We start from the raw sequence: 22938 nt of genomic DNA, 5'->3' as shown, positions 1-22938 counted from the left end.
CAGCGCTGGGTGATAGCCTTGCGGCGGGTATAGAAGCGCACCCCGTCCGGGCCATAGGCATGCAGGTCACCGAACAGCGAGCGCTTCCAGCCACCAAAGCTGTGGTAGGCCACCGGCACCGGCAGCGGTACGTTCACACCGACCATGCCCACTTCGATCTCATCGCAGAACAGGCGCGCCGCTTCACCGTCACGGGTGAAGATGCAGGTGCCATTGCCATACTCGTGATCATTGATCAGTTGCATGGCCTGCTCCAGGCTGTTCACACGCACTACGCACAGCACCGGGCCGAAGATCTCTTCCTTATAGATGCGCATCTCCGGGGTCACCTTGTCGAACAGGGTGCCACCGACGAAGTAGCCATCCTCATTACCGGCCACACGGAAGCCACGGCCATCCACCACCAGCTTGGCGCCAGCAGCAACACCGTCATCAATATAGCCCACCACCTTGTCACGGGCAGCAGCCGTCACCAGCGGGCCCATGTCCAGGCCGCACGAGGTGCCGGCACCAATCTTCAGTGCCTTGATCTGTGGTTCCAACTTGGCAATCAGGGCGTCGGCCACCTGGTCACCCACGCACACCGCCACCGAAATGGCCATGCAACGCTCGCCGCACGAACCGTAGGCCGCACCCATCAGTGCGCTCACGGCGTTGTCCAGGTCGGCATCCGGCATCAGCACCGCGTGGTTCTTCGCACCACCCAGGGCTTGTACGCGCTTGCCGCGCTTGGTGCCTTCGGCGTAGATGTACTCGGCGATCGGCGTCGAACCGACGAAGCTCAGGGCCTTCACTTCCGGCGCTTCGATCAGCGCATCCACCGCTTCCTTGTCGCCGTGCACCACGTTGAGGATGCCCTTCGGCAGGCCGGCTTCCAGCAGCAGCTGGGCGATGAACAGGGTCGAGCTCGGGTCGCGCTCGGAAGGCTTGAGGATGAAGGCGTTACCGCAGGCGATGGCCAGTGGGTACATCCACAGTGGCACCATGGCCGGGAAGTTGAACGGGGTGATACCGGCAACCACGCCCAGCGGCTGGAAGTCGGACCAGGCATCGATGTTCGGGCCGACGTTGCGGCTGTACTCGCCTTTCAGCACTTCCGGCGCTGCGCAGGCGAATTCGACGTTCTCGATGCCACGCTTCAGTTCGCCGGCGGCATCCTCGAGGGTCTTGCCGTGCTCTTCGCTGATCATCTGCGCGATACGCGCTTCGTTCTGCTCCAGCAGTTGCTTGAAGCGGAACATCACCTGGGCGCGCTTGGCCGGTGGGGTGTTGCGCCAGGCCGGGAAAGCCGCCTTGGCCGAGTCGATCGCCTCCTGCACGGTCGCGCGGCTGGCCAGTTCGACCTTGCGCACGGCCTGGCCGGTGGACGGGTTGAAGACATCGGCGGTGCGCTCACCCTTGGTAACCAGTTCGCCGTGGATCAGGTGCTGAACAATGCTCATGCAAAACTCCAGATAAAGAAGGTAGAGGCAGGCGCGCGATGTGTTCACGCGCCTGGCATCAGAATCAGAACGATCAGTCGATCAGGTTCAGGGTTTCGCCCACAGCGTCGAACAGGCGGTCCAGCTCCTGCGGCGTGGTGTTGAAGGTTGGGCCGAACTGCAGGGTGTCGCCACCGAAGCGTACATAGAAGCCTGCCTTCCACAGTTTCATCGCCGCTTCGTATGGACGCACGATGGCATCACCGTCGCGGGCAGCGATCTGGATCGCGCCGGCCAGGCCGTAGTTGCGGATATCGACGATGTTCTTGGTGCCATTCACGCCATGCAGCAGCTTCTCGAAGTGCGGCGCCAGCTCGGCGGCGGCCTGCACCAGGTTTTCCTTCTGCAGCAGGTCCAGCGCGGCGATACCGGCGGCACAGGCTACCGGGTGGGCCGAGTAGGTGTAGCCGTGCGGGAATTCCACGGCGTACTCCGGGGTCGGCTGGTTCATGAAGGTCTGGTAGATCTCGCTGCTGGCGATCACCGCACCCATCGGGATGGCGCCGTTGGTGACCTGCTTGGCGATGCACATCAGGTCCGGGGTCACGCCGAAGGCTTCAGAACCGGTCATCGCGCCCATGCGGCCAAAGCCGGTGATCACTTCGTCGAAAATCAGCAGGATGTTGTGCTGGGTGCAGATTTCACGCAGGCGCTTCAGGTAACCCTTCGGCGGCGGCAGTACGCCAGCCGAACCCGCCAGCGGCTCGACGATCACGGCAGCGATGTTGGAGGCGTCGTGCAGCTCGATCAGCTTGAGCATTTCGTCAGCCAGGGCGATACCGCCCTCTTCCGGCATGCCTTTGGAGAAGGCGTTCACCGGCAGCACGGTGTGAGGCAGGTGGTCGACATCCAGCAGCTGACCGAACAGCTTGCGGTTACCGTTGACGCCACCCAGGCTGGTGCCGGCGATGTTCACACCGTGGTAGCCACGGGCACGGCCGATGATCTTGGTCTTGGTCGCCTGGCCTTTCAGGCGCCAATAGGCACGCACCATCTTCAGCGCGGTGTCGGCACACTCGGAACCGGAGTTGGTATAGAACACATGGTTCAGGTCGCCCGGGGTCAGCTCGGTGATCTTCTCGGCCAGCTGGAACGACAGCGGGTGGCCGAACTGGAAGGCCGGGGAGTAGTCCAGGGTGCCGATCTGCCGAGCCACCGCCTCGGTGATTTCCTTGCGGGTGTGCCCGGCGCCGCAGGTCCACAAGCCCGACAGGGCATCGAAGATCTTGCGCCCCTGGTCGTCGAACAGGTAGTTGCCTTCGGCGGCCACGATCAGGCGTGGGTCGCGCTGGAAGTTGCGGTTGGCGGTGTAAGGCATCCAGTGGGCGTCCAGCTTCAGCTGGCTGGCGATACCGGCGGAGGCGGTTTCGGGCATGTTCATCGGCGGTTCCTCGGAAGACGATCAGGCAACGATGGATGTTGTTGCAGCTAACTTGGCACGGCGATAAAGTCTGAAAAAGCCAACATTTCTAATCTTCAGACAGGCCCTGACTAAACTAATGAGCCGACGCCCCGATCCACTCGCCCAAGTCAGCGATTTCGACATACGTCTGCTGAAGATCTACCGCAGTGTCGTCGAGTGCGGCGGCTTCTCGGCCGCCGAAAACGTGCTGGGCATCGGCCGTTCGGCCATCAGCCAACAGATGAACGACCTCGAGCAACGCCTCGGCCTGCGCCTGTGCCAACGCGGCCGTGCCGGGTTCTCACTGACAGAGGAAGGCCGCGAGGTCTACCATTCGGCCCTGCAACTGCTCAGCGCCCTGGAAAGCTTCCGTACCGAAGTCAACGGCCTGCACCAGCATTTGCGGGGCGAGCTGAACATTGGCCTGACCGACAATCTGGTGACCCTGCCGCACATGCGCATCACCCATGCCTTGGCCGAGCTCAAGGACCGCGGCCCCGACGTGCGCATCCAGATCCGCATGATCGCCCCCAGCCAGGTCGAGCACGGCGTGCTCGACGGCAGCCTGCACGTCGGCGTGGTGCCGCAGACCAGCCCGCTGTCGGGCCTCGAGTACCAGCCGTTGTACAGCGAGCGCTCACTGCTGTACTGCGCGGTCGGCCACCCGCTGTTCTATGCCGATGACCAGCAGATCGACGACGACCGCCTCAACAGCCAGGAAGCCATCACCCCCACTTTCCGCCTGCCGGCCGAAATCCAGGCGCATTACCAGGCGCTGAACTGCACGGCCAGTGCTTCGGACCGTGAAGGCATGGCGTTTCTCATCCTTACCGGGCGCTACATCGGCTACCTGCCGGACCACTACGCCACGTTCTGGGTGCAGCAAGGCCGCTTGCGCGCCCTCAAGCCCCAACAACGCTTCTATGACCTGAGCCTCAGCTGGGTAACGCGCAAAGGCCGACGGCCTAACCTGGTGCTGGAAAGCTTCCTCGAAAGCCTGGCTGCGACACGCTGATGCCAGTCTGTGCCGCAAACGCTTGTCACTTCGGCACAGGCAGGTAATCTTGTCCGACAGCCGCAGCCACTGACCCGTACGGAATCGTCCATGACCCTAGAAGTCCCTGCGCATCGCCTCTCCGCCTCGGGCAAGCCCGCGGGCCGCATCCGCCAGAAGAACGAACAGGCCATTATCCAGGCCGCCGAAGACGAGTTTGCCCGCCATGGTTTCAAGGGCACCAGCATGAACACCATCGCCCTCAAGGCGGGGTTGCCCAAAGCCAACCTGCATTACTACTTCACCAACAAGCTGGGCCTGTACATTGCCGTGCTCAGCAACATCATCGAGTTGTGGGACAGCACCTTCAACGCCTTGAGCGTCGAGGATGACCCGGGCGAAGCCCTGAGCCAGTACATTCGCACCAAGATGGAGTTCTCCCGGCGCAACCCGCAAGCCTCGCGGATTTTCGCCATGGAAGTGATCAGCGGCGGCACCTGCCTTACGGAATATTTCAGTGCCGACTACCGCGAATGGTTCCGGGGGCGGGCCGCGGTGTTCCAGGCCTGGATCGAAGCCGGCAAGATGGACCCGGTCGATCCGGTGCACCTGATCTTCCTGCTGTGGGGCAGCACCCAGCACTACGCCGACTTCGCCACCCAGATCTGCCAGGTTACCGGCCGCAGCCGCCTGACCAAGCAGGACATGGAAGACGCGAGCAACAACCTTATCCACATCATCCTGAAAGGCTGCGGCATCAAGCCGGCTGCCTGACCGTCATTTATGCCTTCTACCCTGCTCGACCTCTGCGAATACCGCGAGGAAATCCGCAAAAGCCGCTTCATCACCCTCGCCGGGCCGATCAGCAGTGCCGCCGAAGCGATGAGTTTCATCGAACGCCATAGCGACCTGGCCGCGACCCACAACTGCTGGGCCTGGAAGCTCGGCGCCCAGTACCGCAGCAGCGATGACGGCGAACCTGGCGGTACCGCGGGGCGGCCAATCCTCGCGGCCATCGAAGCGCAGGACTGCGACCAGGTGGTGGTGCTGGTAATCCGCTGGTACGGCGGCATCCAGCTGGGTACCGGTGGCCTGGCCAGGGCCTACGGCGGCGGCGCCAACAAGTGCCTGCAACAGGCACCCAAGCGGCTGCTGGTGCAGCGCAGCGAATTCACCTGCAGTTGCAGTTTCAGCGAACTGGCGCTGGTGAAGTTGCGCCTGGCGGAGGTTGACGGCCTGGTCCTGGATGAGCAGTTCACCGCCAATGGCGTGGACCTGCTGATTGCACTCGGTGACGTCCACCTGGCCCCACTGCAGCAGCAGTTGGCCGACTTGAGCCGCGGACGCATTCTGCTCGAAGCACGCTGAACATTGCCCACAACAACTGTGGGCCGGCCTGTGGATAAGCTTGGGGCATTCGCTTGCAGGTCAATGTTTTCAAGGCCTACAGAGCTTTGATCATATTTTGATCACCGTTTGATGACAGCGGCAAACTGCTGAAAGCCCAGAAGTTATCCCCAGCACGAGACCAGAGGCGCCAGCCTGCAGCCTCTCGGTTTGCACACAATAACTGTGGAACAGCCTGTGGATAACCCGTGCGCCAACAGGCGAAGTGCCCGCCCAGACAAGGGCGCGGCGCGACTGGTCGTTTTTTAGCCAGCTCGCACGCCGAATTACCCACAGGAGAACGCGATCCTTTGTGGGAGCGGCCTTGTGTCGCGATGGGCCGCAAAGCGGCCCCGGCAATTCATGGGCTGTAGCTGAAATCCTGGGGCCGCTTTGCGGCCCATCGCGACACAAGGCCGCTCCCACAGGTACTGCATCGCTTTTGAATGAAGGGCCGCAAATTGGCCCCAGTGCATTATCCTCAATACCTTTCCCTGCAAACTGATCACGGAGTGCGTACACATGGCTAACGCAAAAACTGCACTTATCATCGGCGCCTCGCGCGGGCTGGGCCTGGGCCTGGTGCAGCGCCTGCACGAAGACGGCTGGAACATCACCGCCACCGTGCGCAACCCGCAGCAGCCCGGCGCCCTGGCCGATGTACCTGGCGTGCGCATCGAGCAGCTGGAAATGAACGATACGGCTCAACTCGATGGCCTGAAGCAACGCCTGCAAGGTCAAGTGTTCGACCTGGTATTCGTCAACGCCGGCGTCATGGGCCCCCTGCCGCAAGACCTGGAGGCGGTGCAGAACAAGGACATCGGCGACCTGTTCATGACCAACGCCGTGGCACCCATCCGCGTGGCCCGCCGCCTGGTCGGCCAGGTACGCGAAGGCAGCGGCGTGCTGGCCTTCATGAGCTCGATCCTGGGCAGCGTGACCATCCCCGACGGCGGCGAAGTCTGCCTGTACAAGGCCAGCAAGGCGGCCCTGAACTCGATGATCAACAGCTTCGTCGTCGAGCAACAACGCCCCGACCTGTGCGTGCTGGCCATGCACCCGGGCTGGGTGAAAACCGACATGGGCGGCGAAAACGCCGAGATCGATGTGCTGACCAGTACCCGCGGCATGCTCGAACAGATCAAGGCACAAAGCGGCAACGGCGGCCTGCGCTTCATCAACTACAAGGGCGAACCCTTGGTCTGGTGATTCACCGGGTCACAGCCTGGCCGGGCGCATTGCCCGGCCAGCCTCTGTAGAATGGCGGCAACCGTACCTGATCGAGATGACCCACTATGTATGATTGGTTGAACGCCCTGCCCAAGGCCGAACTGCACCTGCACCTGGAAGGCTCGCTGGAGCCCGAGCTGCTGTTCGCCCTGGCCGAGCGCAACAAGATCGCCCTGCCCTGGGCCGATGTGGAGACCTTGCGCGGTGCCTATGCCTTCAACAACCTGCAGGAGTTCCTCGACCTGTATTACCAGGGCGCCGACGTGCTGCGCACCGAGCAGGACTTCTACGACCTGACCTGGGCCTACCTGCAACGCTGCAAGGCGCAGAACGTGATCCACACCGAACCGTTCTTCGACCCACAGACCCACACCGACCGCGGCATCCCCTTCGAAGTGGTGCTCAACGGCATCAACCAGGCACTCAAGGACGGTCGCGAGCAACTGGGCATCAGCAGCGGCCTGATCCTCAGCTTCCTGCGCCACCTCAGCGAAGATGAAGCACAGAAAACCCTCGACCAGGCCCTGCCGTTCCGCGATGCCTTCATCGCCGTTGGCCTGGACAGCTCGGAAATGGGCCACCCACCAAGCAAGTTCCAGCGCGTGTTCGACCGCGCCCGCAGCGAAGGCTTGGTCGCCGTTGCCCATGCCGGCGAGGAAGGCCCGCCCGAGTACATCTGGGAAGCCCTGGACCTGCTGAAGGTCAAGCGTATCGACCACGGTGTGCGCGCCATCGAGGACGAGCGCCTGATGCAGCGCATCATCGACGAGCAGATCCCGCTCACGGTGTGCCCGCTGTCGAACACCAAGCTCTGCGTATTCGACCACATGAGCCAGCACAACATCCTCGACATGCTCGAGCGCGGCGTGAAGGTCACGGTCAATTCGGACGACCCGGCCTACTTCGGTGGCTACGTCACCGAGAACTTCCACGCCCTGTACACCCACCTGGGCATGACCGAAGACCAGGCCCGTCGGCTGGCCCAGAACAGCCTGGATGCCCGGCTGGTCTGAATGACATGACGGCGACATGACAGTGTCGCGGTCAACCGACCTGCCAGGTTGGCACGCGGGCAATGCGATTGATCTGCTGAACACCCAGTGCAGAGATATGCAATGCCCGCGAGTCCTCGGCCTCGCGCATCCACCCCGATTGCAGGAACAGCCGGAACAACGCCTGCCCCAGTACCCCGCCCAGGTGCGGCCCCTCATCGCTCCACTCGGTGCAGCGGCAGATCACACAGCCACGTTGCTGATGCGGTGCCAAGGCATCGATGTAGACCCCGACCAAAGCCAACTGCGCCCGCCCCTCCTCGCTCACCATCAGCTGGCGACCGCTACCCTCCAGCCAGCCGGCCACCACCAGACGGTGATACAGCTCACCGGCCAGTTCCCCACCCAGGTGATCGCCACAGCGACGCGCCCTGCGTATCGACATGGGCAGCGATGATACCGGCGCCTTGGCCCGCTCCCCCTTGGTACTCTCCAGCTGGACACTGGCCAGGGCCTCCACCGCCGCCCCGACTTGCGGGGTGGCAAGGCGGAAGTAGCGCTTGCGGCCCCGCGCTTCGTGCCGGAGCAAACCGGCCGACGACAACAGCGAAAGGTGAGCGCAGGCCGAGGACGAGGTCAGGCCGGTCATTACCGCGAGCTCGTTGGCCAGCCGCGGCGTGCCATCGATCAATGCCCACAACATGGCACTGCGTTTGGGGTCGGCCATCAGGCTGGCGATCTGGCTGATACTGCTGGCTGCGTTCATGTCCCTGTAACTCCCTGCAAGTTCACTGTGTGGATGCGATGGCCAACCCTGGCAGGGAAGCGCCTCTCGCTGGCACTGGCCTGGTTCGCCAGTATAAGCCGCAAAAAACGCCATTCAGGCAGCCCCGCGCAGTGGTGCCGCAGGCAAAAAAACCACTGGGTATGCCTACCCAAGGCAAGCAGTGAAACGGTGCGTGAAACCTGCCCGGACCGCACGGGCAAGCAGCCCGGCACACCCTGGCAGGGGCACGGGAACGACAGGCGGAAAAAACACCGAATGCAACTTCGGACGCGGCCGACACCTGATTTCCACAAGTAGCGCAAGCCAAAGCGAAGGTTCCACGTGCTTGCGGGCATTGCGCCCCAAGCAGGCAAAAGCGTGCAGAAAAGTTTCCAGTCGACCGTCAGTCAGGACACTGAAGCAGGTCATGGCAGGAAGAAGGGGTAGCGCTACACTTCATCCGCTCTCCCCCCTTTGGAGGTATGCCGCGATGAAAATTGTCGTCAGCGCGTCGAGCCGAAACCCCGCCTGCCCCTGGCAGGTTCAGCTCGATCAACACGTGGTCAGTTTCCGCAGCGAGGCCGAGGCGCGTGCCTTCGTCGCCACGCTGGAAACCCGCCTGCAGGCACCTCATCCGCTTATGCGGGAACCTTGGCCGGCAAACGTCGGGTCAGCAGCGCGACACTGACCACCAGTGCCCCGCACAAGCTGATCACCAGCGCCATCGGCACCGCACTACCATCATGCAGCAGCCCGACCAGCGCCGCTGCGCCGGCGGCGACACTGAACTGCAGGCAGCCCATCAGCGCCGAGGCACTCCCGGCCCGCGTGCCCTGCCCGCTCATGGCACAGGCAGAGGCGTTGGGGATGATGCAACCGAGGCTGGAAATGCAGACGAACAGCGGTACCAGCAATGGCCACAGCTGTGTTGGTCGCAATGCCGCCACGCCCAGCAACGTCAGGCCCGCAGCCAGGTACAACCACACCGCACGCGCCAGCAGGAACGCCGGCCCACGCTTGGCCAGCAAGCGTGCATTCACCTGCGCCACCAGGATAAAGCCGGCAGCATTGGTGCCGAATAACCAGCCGTAATGCTCGGCCGGCACGCCGTAGAGCTTGATGAACACGAAAGGTGAACCGGCGATGTAGGCAAACATGCCGGCAATGGCGATACCACCGGTCAAGGCATGGCCGATGAACACCCGGTCAGCGAGCAGACGCATGTACTGACGCAAGGCGCCAGCCAGCGGTTGCCGCGGTATGTGCTCGGGCAGGCTTTCCGGCAGGCCCAGGCTGACCGCCAGCAGGCAACCTGCACTGAACAGGCTAAGGGCGAGGAAGATCGATTGCCAGCCGGCCAGGTTCACCAACACCCCGCCCAGCATCGGTGCCAGGATTGGCGCCAGCCCCATGACCAGCATCAGTTGCGAGAACACCTTGGCCGAGGCCACCGGGTCGCACTTGTCACTGACAATGGCCCGCGACAGCACCATCCCGGCGCAACCGCCCAGCGCCTGGACGAAACGCGCCAGCACCAGGGTGTCGAGGTTGGGGGCATAGGCACAGGCCAGTGACGCCAGGGTGAACAGGGTCACCCCGAACATCAGCGGCTTGCGTCGGCCAAAGCGGTCAGCCACCGGCCCGTAGGCCAGTTGCCCGATGGACAGGCCAAGGAAGTAGGCGGCCAAGGTGGCCTGGACGTGTTTTTCATCGGTGGCGAACGCCTGCGCCATGGCCGGGAAGGCGGGCAGGTAGAAGTCGATCGCCAAGGGCCCGAACGCACTGAGTGCGCCCAGGATGAGCACCATTCGCAGGTTCATCAGGAATCCATAGCAGGCTAAGCAAGTGCTTGATTCTACCTGCTGTGGACCCTATCGACATGAAAACATTTGCAACAATACTGGGCCTGGTGCGGCCCCTGTAGGAGCGGGCTTGCCCGTGAATCAGGCGGCGCGGTGGATGGCACCGGTTGCGCCGGTGTTCGCGGGCACGCCCGCTCCCACAGGTCAGTATTCAGGCCGCCTCGGCCTGATAACCTTCATCGCGAATGGCCGTGAGAATCTGCTCCTGCGCCAACTCACTCTGCACCCGTACCTGCCTGGCCGCCAGGTCGACCTCCACCTTGGCCGCGGCATCCTGCTCCTGCACCGCCCGGGTCACGGCTTTCACGCAATGGCCACAGGTCATGCCTTGTACATTGAACACTTGCATGGGGTTACCTCCTTCAGGTTTTCCACGAGTCTCAAGCTTGCCATCGGGGCAAGGTCAAGTCCTGCCGACAACAGCCGGGGTGGAAATCCGCGCGCGCGTCGGCCAAGCTGCGCCTTTGATGATCAGGCAAGCAGGAGATTTTTCATGTTCAGGGCAGCATTGGGCGTCGTCGGGCTGTTGAGCACGCTGGCTGCAGTGCCACCGGCCAGCGCCGAGGGCAACTCGGACTACAGCGTGCTGATCATTTCCCGGGAGCGCCTGGAAGTGGCCACCAGTTGCGAAATCGGCATCTACCTCAACGACCAGCTCTCCGGGCGCGTATTCCAGGAGCAGTCCACCTCGTTCAACCTGCCGCCCGGCCCGGTAGACGTGCGCCTGCGCCTGCTGCCCGGGCAAATGCCCGGCTGCGCCGCGGGTGTCGAGGACCAGCGCAGCACACGATTGAACCTGCAGGCGGGCCAGATCAACAAATACCGCATCGCCATGGGGCACTATGGTCTGGAGTTGAAGCGAGCCGGCCTGGGCTATTGACCTTACCTGCGTGGCAAGGTTGATGCTGGAGGCCTGTCCAAGGAGGAGAGCCATGCCCGCATCCACCACATACGACCTGCCGATCTCCGGCATGACCTGCGCCAGCTGTGCCGGCCGGGTCGAGCGCGCCCTGCGCAAAGTCACCGGCGCTGAACAGGTCAGCGTCAACCTCGCCACCGAACAGGCCCGGGTCCAGGCCCCGGCCAACAGCCTGCCCGCCCTCGTCGACGCCGTACGCGAAGCCGGCTATGGCGTGCCCACCCGCACCGTCGAACTGCAGATTGGCGGCATGACCTGCGCCAGTTGCGTCGGCCGCGTAGAGCGCGCCCTCGGCAAGCTGCCGGGGGTTGAGCAGGTCAGCGTCAACCTGGCCAGCGAACGCGCACACCTCGAAGTGCTCGCGGCCCTCGACGACAACCTGCTGATCGACGCCGTGCAAAAGGCCGGCTACAGCGCCAGCCTGCCGCAAGCCGCCAAGGCCGACCAGCCTGCTACCCAACGCCGCCTGCGTAACGAACGCCTGGCGGTCGCTGCAGCGTTGCTGCTCGCCCTGCCGCTGGTGGTGCCAATGGTAGTGCAGCCGTTTGGCTTGCACTGGATGTTGCCAGCGTGGCTGCAGTTCCTGCTGGCCACGCCGGTGCAGTTCATTCTCGGCGCGCGTTTCTACGTGGCCGCCTGGAAAGCCGTGCGCGCCGGTGCCGGCAACATGGACCTGCTGGTGGCCCTGGGCACCAGCGCCGGTTACGGCTTGAGCCTGTACCAGTGGGCGCAAGCCCCCGCCGGCATGGCCCCGCACCTGTACTTCGAAGCCTCGGCCGTGGTGATTGCCCTGGTGCTGCTGGGCAAGTACCTGGAAAGCCGCGCCAAACGCCAGACCGCCAGCGCCATCCGGGCCCTCGAAGCCTTGCGCCCGGAACGTGCCGTGCGCCTGGTCGATGGCCAGGAAGAAGACGTGGCCATTGCCCAACTGCGCCTTGGCGACCTGGTACTGGTCAAACCCGGCGAGCGCTTCCCGGTCGATGGCGTGGTCGAAGACGGCAGCAGCCATGCCGATGAAGCCCTGATCAGCGGCGAGAGCCTGCCGGTGCCCAAGCAACCCGGGGACAGCGTCACCGGTGGCGCCATCAATGGCGAAGGCCGGCTGCTGGTCCGTACCCAGGCACTGGGTACCGAAACCGTGCTGGCGCGCATCATCCGCCTGGTGGAGGACGCCCAGGCGGCCAAGGCGCCAATCCAGAAGCTGGTCGACCGGGTCAGCCAGGTATTCGTCCCGGCCGTGCTGGTACTGGCGCTGATCACCCTGGTCGGCTGGTGGCTGGCTGGCGCACCGCTGGAAACCGCGCTGATCAACGCCGTCGCCGTGCTGGTCATCGCCTGCCCCTGCGCCCTCGGCCTGGCCACACCCGCAGCGATCATGGCCGGCACCGGGGTTGCCGCCCGCCATGGCATCCTGATCAAGGACGCAGAAGCCCTGGAGCGAGCCCATGCGGTCAACCGTGTGGTGTTCGACAAGACCGGCACCCTCACCTCCGGCAGCCCGCGCGTTGTCCACAGCCAGGCGCAGGTGGGCAGCAGCGCCGACCTGCACCGCCTGGCCGGCGCCCTGCAGCGCGGCAGCGAACACCCGCTGGCCAAGGCGGTACTGGATGCCTGTGCCGAACAGGGCCTGGACGTGCCTGCTGTTGCCGACAGCCAGTCGCTGACCGGGCGTGGTATCGCCGGGCGCGTGGAGGGCCGCGAGCTGGCCTTGGGCAACCGCCGGCTGCTCGACGAAAGCGCCCTGCCACCCGGAGACCTGGCCGCGAAGGCCCAGGCCTGGGAAGCCGAGGGGCGCACCCTGTCATGGCTGATCGAACGCGGCGCACAGCCGCGGGTGCTGGGCCTGTTCGCCTTCGGTGACAGCCTCAAGCCCGGCGCCGCGCAGGCGATCGATACCCTGCACGCGCAACGCATCAGCAGCCACCTGCTGACCGGCGACAACCGCGGCAGCGCCAAAGTGGTGGCCGACGCCCTGGGCATCGACGACGTGCATGCCGAAGTGCTGCCGGCCGACAAGGCCGCGACCGTGGCCGCACTGAAGCAGGATGGCGTGGTTGCCATGGTCGGTGATGGCATCAACGATGCACCGGCGCTGGCTGCAGCCGATATCGGCATCGCCATGGGTGGCGGTACCGACGTGGCCATGCAGGCCGCCGGCATCACCCTGATGCGCGGCGACCCACGCCTGGTACCGGCCGCCCTGGAGATCAGCCGCAAGACCTATGCGAAGATCCGCCAGAACCTGTTCTGGGCGTTCATCTACAACCTGATCGGCATCCCGCTGGCTGCGCTGGGTTACCTCAACCCGGTACTGGCCGGCGCCGCCATGGCCCTGTCCAGCGTCAGCGTGGTGAGCAACGCGCTGTGGCTCAAGGCCTGGAAACCCACCAGCAACACTCAGGAGGCCCAATGAACATCGGCCAGGCCGCCCGCCGCAGCGGGCTCAGCACCAAGATGATCCGTTACTACGAGTCCATCGGCCTGCTCAAGCCCGCCACGCGCAGCGACAGCGGCTACCGCCTGTACCAGGCGGAAGACTTGCACAGCCTGGCCTTCATCAAGCGTTCCCGCGACCTGGGCTTTTCCCTCGAGGAGGTCGGCAAGCTGCTGACCCTGTGGCAGGACCGCCAACGCGCCAGCGCTGATGTGAAAGCGCTGGCCATGCAACATATCGATGAACTGAACCGGCGCATCGAAGAGCTGGTGAGCCTGCGCGACACCCTCGGCGAACTGGTCTCGCACTGCCAGGGGGACGAGCGCCCGGACTGCCCGATCCTCAAGGACCTGGCCAACGGCGCTGCGGGCGGCTGCTGTCACTGAGGCGCCCCGCAATCCTTTGGTATGCCATATACGTCCAAACACGACCGAATAGTCACCAACTGCGACTTTGTCCAATAAATACGGGCGTTTTCCTACATTAAACCCGGATGCTGCCGATGCAGTTGATACCTGCCTCGTGTATCGAAAATAAAAATCCGGGAGCGTCGATGAGCATCAAACAGAAACTGACCTGGGCATTCGCGGTCATCGCCGGCTTGCCCATCGTCCTTGTGGCCACCCTGGTGGTCCTCAACCTGCGTGGCGAAGCCCGCGACGGATTCCTCGATGGCAGCAGCCGGGAAATCCGCCAGGTCAGCAACGCAATGAACATCTTCTTCCAGGGCATCAACCAGAACGTCGAGTACATGGCCTCGCAGCCCCTGGTCGCCGCCACGGGCAGCGAACTGAACAAGTACATGAGCGCAACCCCGTCCTATGAACTGGGCGACCATGCCAGCAAAGTGCTGGAGTTCATGACTCGTCTGGCCACCACGCACCCCAGCTATGCGTACCTGTCCTACGGGGTGAATGACGGTGGTTACGTCGGCTGGCCGGCCGGGCAGAAGTTCGTCAATTACGACCCGCGCACCCGCCCCTGGTACCAATTGGCCATGGCCAACCCTGGCAAGACCTTGCGTACCGGCGCCTACTACTGGGCTGCCGACGACGCCGTGCTGGTCAGTACCGTGCGCACCGTCGCCAACCAGCTGGGCAACCCTGGGGGCGTGGTCAACGTCGACGTGTCGCTCAAAGGCCTCACCGAGATCGTCCAGCAGATCAAGCTGGGCGAAAGCGGCTACTTGCTGCTGGTGGAAAACAACGGCAACGTATTGGTCGACCCCCGTGACGCCAAGCACAACTTCAAGCAACTGGCGAGCTTTGGCGACGGGTACGCCGAGCTGGCCAAGCACGGCAAGGGGCTGGCCGAAGTGGAGCTCAATGGCGTGCGCTACATGGCCAACATCTACCCGGATGAACAGCTGGGCTGGACCTTGATCGGCCTGATCGAGCAAAGCGAAGTGATGCAGACCACCACCCGCCTGACCTGGCTGATCGGCATCGTGGCCGTGGTGCTGGCTGCGCTGTTCGCCGTGGTTGGCGCCACCTTCGCCAAGCTGATCGTGCGTCCGATCAACAGCGTCACCAGCGGCCTGGAAGATATCGCCCAGGGCGAAGGCGACCTGACCCGCAACCTGGAAATCCGTGGCCGTGACGAAACCGCGCAACTGGCCAACTGGTTCAACCAGTTCCTCGGCGCCATTCGCAGCCTGATCCAGCACATCGGTACTGCCGCCAGCAAGATCCTCAGCACTTCCAGCAGCTCGACCCGGGTTTCCAGCGACATGGCCGAAGCCGCAGGCCGCCAGCGCGAAGCAGTGGACATGGTCTCCACCGCCTTCCACGAAATGGTCGCCACCGCCAACGAAGTGGCTCGCTCCTGCAGCCAGGCGGCGCAGTCGGCCGACAGCGGCCAGCAACAGGCACGCGAAGGGCAGCAGCAGATCGATGCCGCAGTACACAGCGTCGACCGCCTGAGCCAGGAGATCGAACAGTCGGCGCAGTCGATCCAGCAGTTGGAGCGTGACAGCAACGCCATCCAGTCGATCCTCGGCACCATCCGCTCGATTGCCGAGCAGACCAACCTGCTGGCGCTCAATGCCGCCATTGAAGCGGCCCGTGCCGGCGAGCAGGGCCGTGGCTTTGCCGTGGTCGCCGACGAAGTGCGTGCGCTGGCCAAGCGGACTGCCGACTCCACCGCCGAGATCGACGGCCTGCTGGGCAACCTGGCCAGCCGCACCGCCGAAGTGGCCGCACAGATGCACGCCAGCCTGGAGGTTTCGCAGCAGTCGGTGAGCCGCATCGGCCTGGCCCGTGACAGCTTCGGGCAGATCCGCGAGTCGGTGGATGTGATCCGCGACATGAACACCCAGATCGCCACGGCGGCCGAAGAGCAGCACCAGGTGGCCGAGGACATCAACCGGCACATCAGCCAGATTCACGGCGATGCGCAGCTGGTGGCGGAACTTGCCCAGGCGGCGCGGGTGGATTCGGAGAGCCTGGCCGGGTTGTCCAATGAGCTGGATGCACTGGTGCGCAGGTTCCGTACCTGATGTGTTGCCTGTGCCGGCCTCTTCGCGGGCATGCCCGCTCCCACAGAATCACCGCAGCTTTGCAGGCTGTGGAGTACCTGTGGGAGCGGGCGTGCCCGCGAAGAGGCCGGCACAGGCGACCAATCACTAAAGCTTCAATTCTCCCGGCGTCGCGCCAAACAATTGCTTGAACGCCGCAATGTAAGCCGAGGTGGAGTCATACCCACACCCCAACGCCGCCTCGGTCACACTCTCCCCCGCCTCCAGCAGCGCCAGCGATGACAACAGCCGCATACGCTGCCGCCAGTTGCGAAAGCTCAAACCCGTCTCCCGCTGGAACAGCCGCATCAGCGTCTTCTCCGAACACCCCAACTCCCGCGCCCACTGCTGCAAGGTCTGCGGCTGGTCCGGTGCAGCGATCAGGCCATTGCACAGCGCCAGCAACCCCGGGTGCCGTGGCAGTGGCAGCGAAAAACCGACCTCGGGCAGCGTGCGCAACTGGTCGAGCAGCACCGCCACCAGCCGCGCCTCGGCGCTGTCACCCTCCGGGTAGTCTGCCGGGAACAGGCAGAACTGCTTGATCAGTTCGCGCGCCAGCGGGGTCACTTCCAGCACACGGCACTGTTCCGGTGCCCATGGGCAGGCATCCCGGCGCACGTACAGGCTGCGCATTTCGGCCTGCATCGAGGTGACCACCTCATGTTCGGCATCGGCTGGTATCCACACGCCCCACTGAGGCGGAGCGAAGTAGCTGCCCTCGTGGGTATACACCCCGAGGACGCCGCTGATCGCGTAGGAGAACTGCACCCAGTCGTGCTGGTGGCGGGTGGTCCAGGAGCCGGCGCCGAGGCTTTCGGCACGGGCATAGAGCGGCCTGGGCAGGTGGTCCAGCGCCGGGATGGCGCGGGGGTGTCCGATGATCGGCATGGCGGCTTCTTGTAGTTCTGATCAGACAAGCCTAACAGTTGATTCATGGTCAAGTCAGGCGCGCTCCCACAGGGTTTGCCTCAGCGCTCTACGATAACCGTCACCCCCTGCCCACCCGCCGCGCAGATCGAAATCAGCCCTCGCCCCTTCCCCGCCCTCGCCAGCAACTTGGCCAGGTTGGCCAATATCCGCCCCCGGTGGCGGCAAACGGGTGCCCGGCCGCCAGCGAACTGCCCTTGACGTTGAGCTTGCTGCGGTCGATCGCCCCGAGCGGCGCATCCAGCCCCAACCGTTCGCGGCAATAATCGGCATCTTCCCAGGCCTTGAGCGTGCATAGCACCTGGGCAGCAAAGGCTTCGTGAATCTCGTAATAGTCAAAGTCCTGCAGCGTCAGGCCATTGCGCGCCAGCAGCCGCGGCACCGCATACACTGGCGCCATCAATAGCCCTTCGCGTCCCGTAACGAAATCCACCGCAGCGGTTTCGCCATCGACCAGATACGCCAGCACCGGCAGCCCCTGCTGCTCGGCCCATTCCTCGCTGCCCAGCAACACCAGCGAAGCGCCATCGGTCAGCGGTGTGGAATTGCCCGCCGTCAGCGTGCCCTGCCCGCTGCGATCGAAGGCCGGCTTGAGCCGGGCCAGTTGCTCCAGGTTCAGGTCGGGGCGCAGGTTGTTATCACGGGTCAACGACAGAAACGGCGTCAGCAGGTCATCCTGCCAACCTTCGGCGTACGCGGCAGCCAGCGCCTGGTGGCTGAGCAGCGCCAGCTCGTCCTGTTCGGCACGGCCAATGCGCCAGGCCTGGGCCATGCGTTCGCAATGCTCGCCCATCGACATCCCGGTGCGCGGTTCACCGTTATGCGGCAATTCGGGTTTCAGGTGGTGGGGGCGCAGCTTGAGGAACGGCTTGAGCCGCTCGCCCAGGCTTTTGCCACGGTTGGCTTGCAGCAGGATGTGGCGCAAGCCTTCGTTGACCGCAATCGGCGCATCGGAGGTGGTGTCCACGCCGCCGGCAATGCCACAGTCGATCTGCCCCAGGGCAATCTTGTTGGCCACCAGCAGCGCCGCCTCCAGCCCGGTGCCGCAGGCTTGCTGGATGTCATAGGCCGGCGTCTGCGGCGACAGACGCGAGCCTAACACGCACTCACGGGTCAGGTTCATGTCACGCGAGTGCTTGAGCACCGTACCGGCCACCACCTCCCCCATGCGCAACCCATGCAAGCGGTAGCGTTCGACCAGCCCTTCAAGGGCGACAGTGAGCATCGCCTGGTCGCTGGCCGTGGCATAGGCACCATTGGAGCGGGCGAAGGGAATTCGGTTGCCGCCCAGGATCGCGACCCGGCGAAGTGAACGCATGCGCTTGTTCCTCCTGAAACAATTTGATCCGTACAGCCTAGGTGTTTTTACCGCATTCGAACGACCTTGCCACAAAGTTGGTCCACACTTTCAAGCTTGCCTTCCGGGAGACCCACTCATGAGCGATCGCTACCTCGGCTTTGCCAACTCCAACCTCGGCCGCCGTCTTGTGGATGCCCTTGGCCTGCCACGCCCGGCGCCGCTGGAGCGCTGGCAGACAGGCCGCCTGCGCCCGGTCGAAGGTGCTCTGGTACTGGGTGGCGGGGCACTGGCGAGCCAGGTCGAAGCCATTGCCCCGTGCCTGACCGACACCCTTTACAGCTTCAATACCGACAACCTCAAGGCCGAGGCATGGGTAGCTGGCCTGGGACCGAAGATCAAGGCCGTGGTATTCGATGCCAGTCACCTGTCCGACAGCGACGCGTTGAAGCAGTTGCGCGAATTTTTCCAGCCACTGCTGCGCAGCCTGGCGCCGTGCGCCCATGTGGTGCTGCTGGGCCGTGCGCCAGAAAGCCTCGACAACCCGTTGGCCAGTATCGCCCAACGGGCCCTGGAAGGCTTCGGCCGCTCGCTGGCCAAGGAACTGCGCAACGGTGCGACCGCGCAGTTGCTATATGTCGGCCCCGGCGCGGAAGACCAGCTGGAAGGCGCCCTGCGCTTCTTCCTCTCGCCCAAAAGCGCCTTCATCTCCGGCCAGGTGCTACGCCTGCAAGCCTGCGCCAGCCAGGTCAAGGACTGGACACGGCCTCTGGCTGGCCGCCGCGCCCTGGTGACGGGCGCCGCGCGCGGCATTGGTGCCGCCATAGCCGAAACCCTGGCGCGGGACGGCGCCGACGTACTGCTGCTCGATGTGCCGCAGGCCAGCCAGGACCTCGATGCCCTGGCCGCGCGCCTGGGCGGCAAGGCGCTGCCCCTGGACATCTGCGCCAGCGACGCGGCAACGCAACTGCTCGCGGCCCTGCCCGACGGCATCGACATCGTGGTGCACAACGCCGGCATCACCCGTGACAAGACCCTGGCCAACATGACCCCGGAATACTGGGACGCGGTGCTGGCGGTCAACCTCAAGGCACCGCAGCTGCTGACCCAGGCGCTGTACGACAACGGCGCCCTGGGTGAAAACGCGCGCATCACGCTGCTGGCCTCGGTCAGCGGCATCGCCGGCAACCGCGGGCAGGCCAACTATGCCGCGAGCAAGGCCGGGCTGATCGGCCTGGCCCAGGCGTGGGCGCCCCGGCTCGCCGAGCGCGGCGGCAGCATCAATGCCGTGGCCCCCGGCTTCATCGAAACCCACATGACCGCCGCCATGCCCATGGGCCTGCGCGAGGCCGGGCGACGCTTGAGTTCGCTGGGCCAGGGCGGCCGCCCGCAGGATGTCGCCGAAGCCATCGCCTGGCTCAGCCAGCCGGGCTCCGGGGCAGTCAACGGCCAGGTGCTGCGGGTATGCGGCCAGGCCTTGATGGGGGCTTGAACATGAGCCGACACTGGCACGACCTGCACAGCCCGGCTTCGCGCGCCAACCTGTACCTGCGCGCGGTCAGCAAGCGCACCATCAGCGGCGCTCATCTGCCGGACGACGGCCTGCGCTGTTTCATCCGCGTCCAGCCGGGCAACCTGGCCGCCTATCGACGGTTGTGCCACTTCACCGACGATGGCCGGCTACCGGGGACTTATCCCCATGTCATGGCATTCACGCTGCAGTTGCAATTGATGACCGCGCCAGACTTCCCCTTCCCGCTGCTCGGCCTGGTGCACCTGCACAACCGCATCGAAGTGGTGCGCCCACTGGGCGGTATCGAAGGGCTGCGCTTTGCGGTGTATGCGGCCAATCTGCAAACACATGCCAAGGGCGGCACCTTCGACCTGGTTACCGAAGCCGAAGACGGCATCGGCCTGATCTGGCGCGAGACCAGCCGTATGCTGGTGCGCGGGCTGAAGCTGGAAAGCGAGGCAGGCGAACCTGCCGAGGACGAGCCACAAGCATTACCAGAGGCGAGCCGCTGGTACGCCGACAAGGATATCGGCCGGCGTTATGCCAAGGTCTGCGGGGACTACAACCCGATCCACCTCAGCGCCGCCAGTGCTCGGCTGTTCGGCTTCCCCACGGCCATTGCCCATGGCATGTGGAGCAAGGCCATGGCCCTGGCAGCACTGCGCGGGCACCTGCCGCACAGTGGCTATGCCTTCGAGGTGGATTTCCGCAAACCGGTGCGGTTGCCGTCGGAGGTGGTGCTAGGTGCCAGTGAGGCGGGGGCTGCGGGTGAGCTGCGGCTGGATGGGCATGGAGGGGTGCTGCATATGGTCGGGCGCTGGGCTCGGCTTTAGGCCCCTTGCTTTGCATCGGGCCTGCGCAGAAGCTATGCAGCATTAGGAGACCCCCGATGAACCTGCAAGAACTCACCCAACGCCTGCACCAGATCCGCGACAACAACGACTGGCGCGGCTTCCACAGCCCGAAGAACCTGGCCATGGCCGCCAGCGTCGAAATGGCCGAGCTGGTGGAAATCTTCCAGTGGCTGAGCGAGGACCAATCGCGCCAGTTGCCCGCCGACCAGCTGGCCCACGCCGGCCAGGAAATCGGCGATGTGGTGCTGTACCTGTTGCTGCTGTGCAGCGAGCTGGGCCTGGACATGGACCAGGTGGTGCGGGCCAAGCTGGCCGACAGCGAGAGGCGCTTCGCCTGATGAACGACCGTCACTTCGATGAGCTCGCCACCCGCTTTGCCGAGAAGATCTACGGCGGTGCCAAGGGCGCGATCCGCCTGGCCGTGTTGCAGGCCGACCTGGCCGAAGCCCTGCCCGACCGCCCGCTGCGCATTCTCGACATCGGTGCCGGGTTGGGCCACATGGCCTTGTGGCTGGCCCAGCGCGGCCACCAGCTGACCCTGGCCGAACCCGCCGCGCCGATGCTCGACGGCGCACGGGCGCGCTTTGCCGAAGCCGGCCAACCGGCCACCTTCATCCAGGCCCCCTGGCAAGACCTGCTCGGCCAGCTGACCGAACCCTACGACCTGGTGCTATGCCACGCCGTCCTTGAATGGCTGGCCGAGCCGGAAAGCATCCTGCCAGTGCTGCACCAGCTCACCGCCCCCTCCGGGTGGCTGTCCCTGGCCTTCTACAACCGCGACGCACTGGTCTATCGCAACCTGCTCAAGGGCCATTTCCGCAAGTTGCGCAGCAATCGGCTGGAAGGTGAAAAGCAGAGCCTGACCCCACAAAAACCGCTTGATCCACGCGAACTCAGGGCGCAACTTGAGCCTATGTGGCAGGTTGAAAGCGAAAGTGGCGTGCGGGTGTTCCACGACTACATGCCCAAGGAATTCCAGGGCAAGGCCGAGCTGCTCGACCTGCTGGAAATGGAACTGGCCTACCGTCGCCACCCCAGCTTCGCCGGGCTCGGCCGCTACCTGCACTGGGTCTGCCGCCCTCGCTGAACCACCCGCCGGGAGGAATACATGCCATACCGTCTGTTGTGCCTGGCCGTGCTGCCGCTTGCCCTGGCTGGCTGCCAGGGCAGCAACCCGTATGTGGCCAGCAGCCGCCCGTTGCCACCGGCCCCTGCCCAGGCGGCCACTACCTTCGATGCCAGTGCCTATCCGGCACCCACCCGTGATTACGGCCACTATCGCAGCTGGAGCTGGCGCAATGGCCAGTTGCCCAGCGGCTCGGTCGATACCGACCCGGCGCAACTGGCCGATGCCGTCAGCGGCGCGCTCGACCAACACGGCCTGCGCCCCGCCCGGGGCAGCCCCGGCGACTTGCTGGTCAGCGCCGACATACGCCTGGAAAAGCGCTTGCGCCAGGTACGTGACTACGATGCCTACGACCCCTACTACGGCCCGTACCCCTACGGGGGGGTCGGCTATGGCGGCTACCGCCATGGCTATGGGGCCTATGCCAGCGTGCCCGTCGTGCGCACCTACGAGGTGCAGGTGATGGTGGTGCGTATCGACCTGTACGACGCCCGCAGCGGCCAGCCGGTATGGAGTGCCAGCGCCGAAAGCGGCAGCGACAAGGACTCGCCGCGTGAACGCGAAAGTGCCTTGCGCGATTCCGTGCACAAGGCGCTCAGCGGCTATCCTCCCAGTTGATATCTAACGGAGAACCATCATGTTGCGCCGTCTCCTTCTACTGTCATTCGCGTTATTGCTCGCCGCCTGCTCCAGCAATAACGTCCAGCAGGATTTCGATGCCAGCCGTGATTTTGCCGCCTACCGCAGCTGGGCATGGCAGGAGCCGGGGCTGCAGTACCGCCCGGACGACCCGCGAATCAAGAGCGACCTGACCGAGCAGCGCATTCGCCAGGCGGTCGCCGACCAACTCGACCAGCGCGGCCTGCGCCCGGTACAAGGTGGTGCGCGGCCCGACCTGACAGTGCGCGCCTACCTGATCGTCGAGCAGCGTCAGCAACAGATCACCACCCACTACGGCGGTGGCTGGGGGGGCTACTGGGGCGGTTACTGGGGTGGCCCGATGTACAACGAAACCCGCAGCGTCGACTACAAGGTCGCCACCATCCAGATCGACCTGTTCGATGGGCATGACAGCAAGCTGGTGTGGCGCGGCAGTGCCGAGCAGATCATGAACAACTACCCGCCGAGCCCCGAGGAACGCAACAGCGCAATCCACAACACCGTGACCAAGGTATTGGCCAACTACCCGCCGGGCAGCAGGAAGTAACCCCCAACGCGTTTATGCATGCGCCACAGTCCC

Annotated in this window: 22 protein-coding genes and 2 pseudogenes (1 of these 24 running past the window's edge); 17 read left to right on the top strand and 7 right to left on the bottom strand. The window is 64.6% G+C overall.

What is annotated here, in order from left to right:
• Nucleotides 1-1442, bottom strand: partial view of a CoA-acylating methylmalonate-semialdehyde dehydrogenase gene (locus MKK04_RS02945; RefSeq protein WP_085626064.1) — the 5' portion only. Its footprint begins 52 nt before the window's first position; the window shows 1442 of its 1494 coding nt (coding positions 1-1442); its start codon is at nucleotides 1440-1442; the stop codon falls past the left edge of the window.
• A gap of 73 nt (nucleotides 1443-1515) precedes the next feature.
• Nucleotides 1516-2862 (bottom strand): aspartate aminotransferase family protein, encoded by a 1347-nt coding sequence (locus MKK04_RS02940; RefSeq protein WP_241106213.1) that lies wholly within the window; start codon nucleotides 2860-2862, stop codon nucleotides 1516-1518.
• A 118-nt stretch (nucleotides 2863-2980) separates the two neighbouring features.
• On the opposite strand from MKK04_RS02940, the gene MKK04_RS02935 reads away from it, so the two are divergent.
• From MKK04_RS02935 to MKK04_RS02915, 5 genes are all read left to right on the top strand, one after another.
• Nucleotides 2981-3898, top strand: a complete 918-nt coding sequence (locus MKK04_RS02935) for a LysR family transcriptional regulator (RefSeq protein ID WP_046616867.1) — start codon at nucleotides 2981-2983, stop codon at nucleotides 3896-3898.
• A 90-nt stretch (nucleotides 3899-3988) separates the two neighbouring features.
• Nucleotides 3989-4651 (top strand): TetR/AcrR family transcriptional regulator, encoded by a 663-nt coding sequence (locus MKK04_RS02930; RefSeq protein ID WP_012270360.1) that lies wholly within the window; start codon nucleotides 3989-3991, stop codon nucleotides 4649-4651.
• Nucleotides 4652-4660: 9 nt separating this feature from the next.
• Nucleotides 4661-5245 carry an IMPACT family protein gene (locus MKK04_RS02925; protein WP_207838114.1) on the top strand — a complete coding sequence of 195 codons (585 nt, stop codon included), beginning with the start codon at nucleotides 4661-4663 and terminating at the stop codon, nucleotides 5243-5245.
• A 540-nt stretch (nucleotides 5246-5785) separates the two neighbouring features.
• Complete coding sequence (locus MKK04_RS02920; RefSeq protein WP_207838112.1) at nucleotides 5786-6472, top strand: SDR family oxidoreductase; 687 nt, start codon at nucleotides 5786-5788, stop codon at nucleotides 6470-6472.
• Nucleotides 6473-6558: 86 nt separating this feature from the next.
• Nucleotides 6559-7506, top strand: coding sequence for an adenosine deaminase (locus MKK04_RS02915; protein WP_233694896.1), 948 nt, complete (start codon nucleotides 6559-6561; stop codon nucleotides 7504-7506).
• A gap of 31 nt (nucleotides 7507-7537) precedes the next feature.
• Here the strand turns inward: MKK04_RS02915 and MKK04_RS02910 are convergent, their stop codons facing one another.
• Entirely contained in the window at nucleotides 7538-8251 is a 714-nt protein-coding gene (locus MKK04_RS02910; RefSeq protein WP_207838107.1) for an ArsR/SmtB family transcription factor, read from the bottom strand.
• Nucleotides 8252-8741: 490 nt separating this feature from the next.
• On the opposite strand from MKK04_RS02910, the gene MKK04_RS02905 reads away from it, so the two are divergent.
• Nucleotides 8742-8939, top strand: coding sequence for a hypothetical protein (locus tag MKK04_RS02905; RefSeq protein ID WP_082888227.1), 198 nt, complete (start codon nucleotides 8742-8744; stop codon nucleotides 8937-8939).
• Here the strand turns inward: MKK04_RS02905 and MKK04_RS02900 are convergent.
• Together MKK04_RS02900 and MKK04_RS02895 are read right to left on the bottom strand one after the other, a co-directional pair.
• Nucleotides 8890-10071: a multidrug effflux MFS transporter gene (locus MKK04_RS02900; RefSeq protein WP_207838105.1), complete on the bottom strand. Its 1182-nt coding sequence runs from the start codon at nucleotides 10069-10071 to the stop codon at nucleotides 8890-8892. The two genes, MKK04_RS02905 and MKK04_RS02900, sit on opposite strands and share 50 nt — an antisense overlap.
• A gap of 193 nt (nucleotides 10072-10264) precedes the next feature.
• Nucleotides 10265-10462, bottom strand: a complete 198-nt coding sequence (locus MKK04_RS02895; RefSeq protein WP_063911122.1) for a heavy-metal-associated domain-containing protein — start codon at nucleotides 10460-10462, stop codon at nucleotides 10265-10267.
• Between the two features lie 144 nt (nucleotides 10463-10606).
• Between MKK04_RS02895 and MKK04_RS02890 the strand changes: the two genes are divergently transcribed.
• From MKK04_RS02890 to MKK04_RS26560, 5 genes and pseudogenes are all read left to right on the top strand, one after another.
• Nucleotides 10607-10993: a hypothetical protein gene (locus MKK04_RS02890; protein ID WP_207838104.1), complete on the top strand. Its 387-nt coding sequence runs from the start codon at nucleotides 10607-10609 to the stop codon at nucleotides 10991-10993.
• A gap of 52 nt (nucleotides 10994-11045) precedes the next feature.
• Nucleotides 11046-13445, top strand: coding sequence for a heavy metal translocating P-type ATPase (locus MKK04_RS02885; RefSeq protein ID WP_241106212.1), 2400 nt, complete (start codon nucleotides 11046-11048; stop codon nucleotides 13443-13445).
• Nucleotides 13442-13852 (top strand): Cu(I)-responsive transcriptional regulator, encoded by a 411-nt coding sequence (gene cueR / locus MKK04_RS02880; RefSeq protein WP_063911119.1) that lies wholly within the window; start codon nucleotides 13442-13444, stop codon nucleotides 13850-13852. Before MKK04_RS02885 ends, cueR begins: the two co-directional genes overlap by 4 nt.
• Nucleotides 13853-13959: 107 nt before the next feature.
• Nucleotides 13960-15105: pseudogene (locus tag MKK04_RS26565) on the top strand (HAMP domain-containing protein); the annotation flags it as partial.
• 90 nt (nucleotides 15106-15195) lie between these two features.
• Nucleotides 15196-15963, top strand: coding sequence for a methyl-accepting chemotaxis protein (locus MKK04_RS26560; RefSeq protein WP_372239043.1), 768 nt, complete (start codon nucleotides 15196-15198; stop codon nucleotides 15961-15963).
• Nucleotides 15964-16089: 126 nt separating this feature from the next.
• Here the strand turns inward: MKK04_RS26560 and MKK04_RS02870 are convergent, their stop codons facing one another.
• Nucleotides 16090-16869 (bottom strand): AraC family transcriptional regulator, encoded by a 780-nt coding sequence (locus MKK04_RS02870; RefSeq protein ID WP_207838095.1) that lies wholly within the window; start codon nucleotides 16867-16869, stop codon nucleotides 16090-16092.
• Between the two features lie 80 nt (nucleotides 16870-16949).
• Nucleotides 16950-18226: pseudogene (locus tag MKK04_RS02865) on the bottom strand (acetyl-CoA C-acetyltransferase).
• 118 nt (nucleotides 18227-18344) lie between these two features.
• On the opposite strand from MKK04_RS02865, the gene MKK04_RS02860 reads away from it, so the two are divergent.
• The 6 genes from MKK04_RS02860 to MKK04_RS02835 are packed head-to-tail and all read left to right on the top strand — an operon-like array spanning nucleotide 18345 to nucleotide 22905.
• On the top strand, nucleotides 18345-19697 hold the full coding sequence (locus MKK04_RS02860) for a 3-oxoacyl-ACP reductase (RefSeq protein WP_207832845.1): 1353 nt from the start codon (nucleotides 18345-18347) through the stop codon (nucleotides 19695-19697).
• Nucleotides 19698-19699: 2 nt separating this feature from the next.
• Nucleotides 19700-20551: a MaoC family dehydratase gene (locus MKK04_RS02855; RefSeq protein ID WP_241106211.1), complete on the top strand. Its 852-nt coding sequence runs from the start codon at nucleotides 19700-19702 to the stop codon at nucleotides 20549-20551.
• Nucleotides 20552-20607: 56 nt separating this feature from the next.
• Complete coding sequence (locus MKK04_RS02850; protein ID WP_241106210.1) at nucleotides 20608-20910, top strand: MazG-like family protein; 303 nt, start codon at nucleotides 20608-20610, stop codon at nucleotides 20908-20910.
• Nucleotides 20910-21659, top strand: a complete 750-nt coding sequence (locus tag MKK04_RS02845; protein ID WP_100413275.1) for a methyltransferase domain-containing protein — start codon at nucleotides 20910-20912, stop codon at nucleotides 21657-21659. The genes MKK04_RS02850 and MKK04_RS02845 overlap by 1 nt, the downstream gene beginning before the upstream one ends.
• A gap of 21 nt (nucleotides 21660-21680) precedes the next feature.
• Nucleotides 21681-22316: a DUF4136 domain-containing protein gene (locus MKK04_RS02840; protein WP_207832841.1), complete on the top strand. Its 636-nt coding sequence runs from the start codon at nucleotides 21681-21683 to the stop codon at nucleotides 22314-22316.
• A 19-nt stretch (nucleotides 22317-22335) separates the two neighbouring features.
• On the top strand, nucleotides 22336-22905 hold the full coding sequence (locus MKK04_RS02835; RefSeq protein ID WP_207832838.1) for a DUF4136 domain-containing protein: 570 nt from the start codon (nucleotides 22336-22338) through the stop codon (nucleotides 22903-22905).
• The last annotated feature ends 33 nt before the right edge of the window (nucleotides 22906-22938 follow it).

This window comes from Pseudomonas sp. LS.1a (assembly GCF_022533585.1).
In the GTDB taxonomy this organism is placed as follows: Bacteria; Pseudomonadota; Gammaproteobacteria; order Pseudomonadales; family Pseudomonadaceae; genus Aquipseudomonas.
The sequence above is the reverse complement of the archived record's forward strand: the minus strand, read 5'-3'. Positions and strand labels throughout refer to the sequence as shown.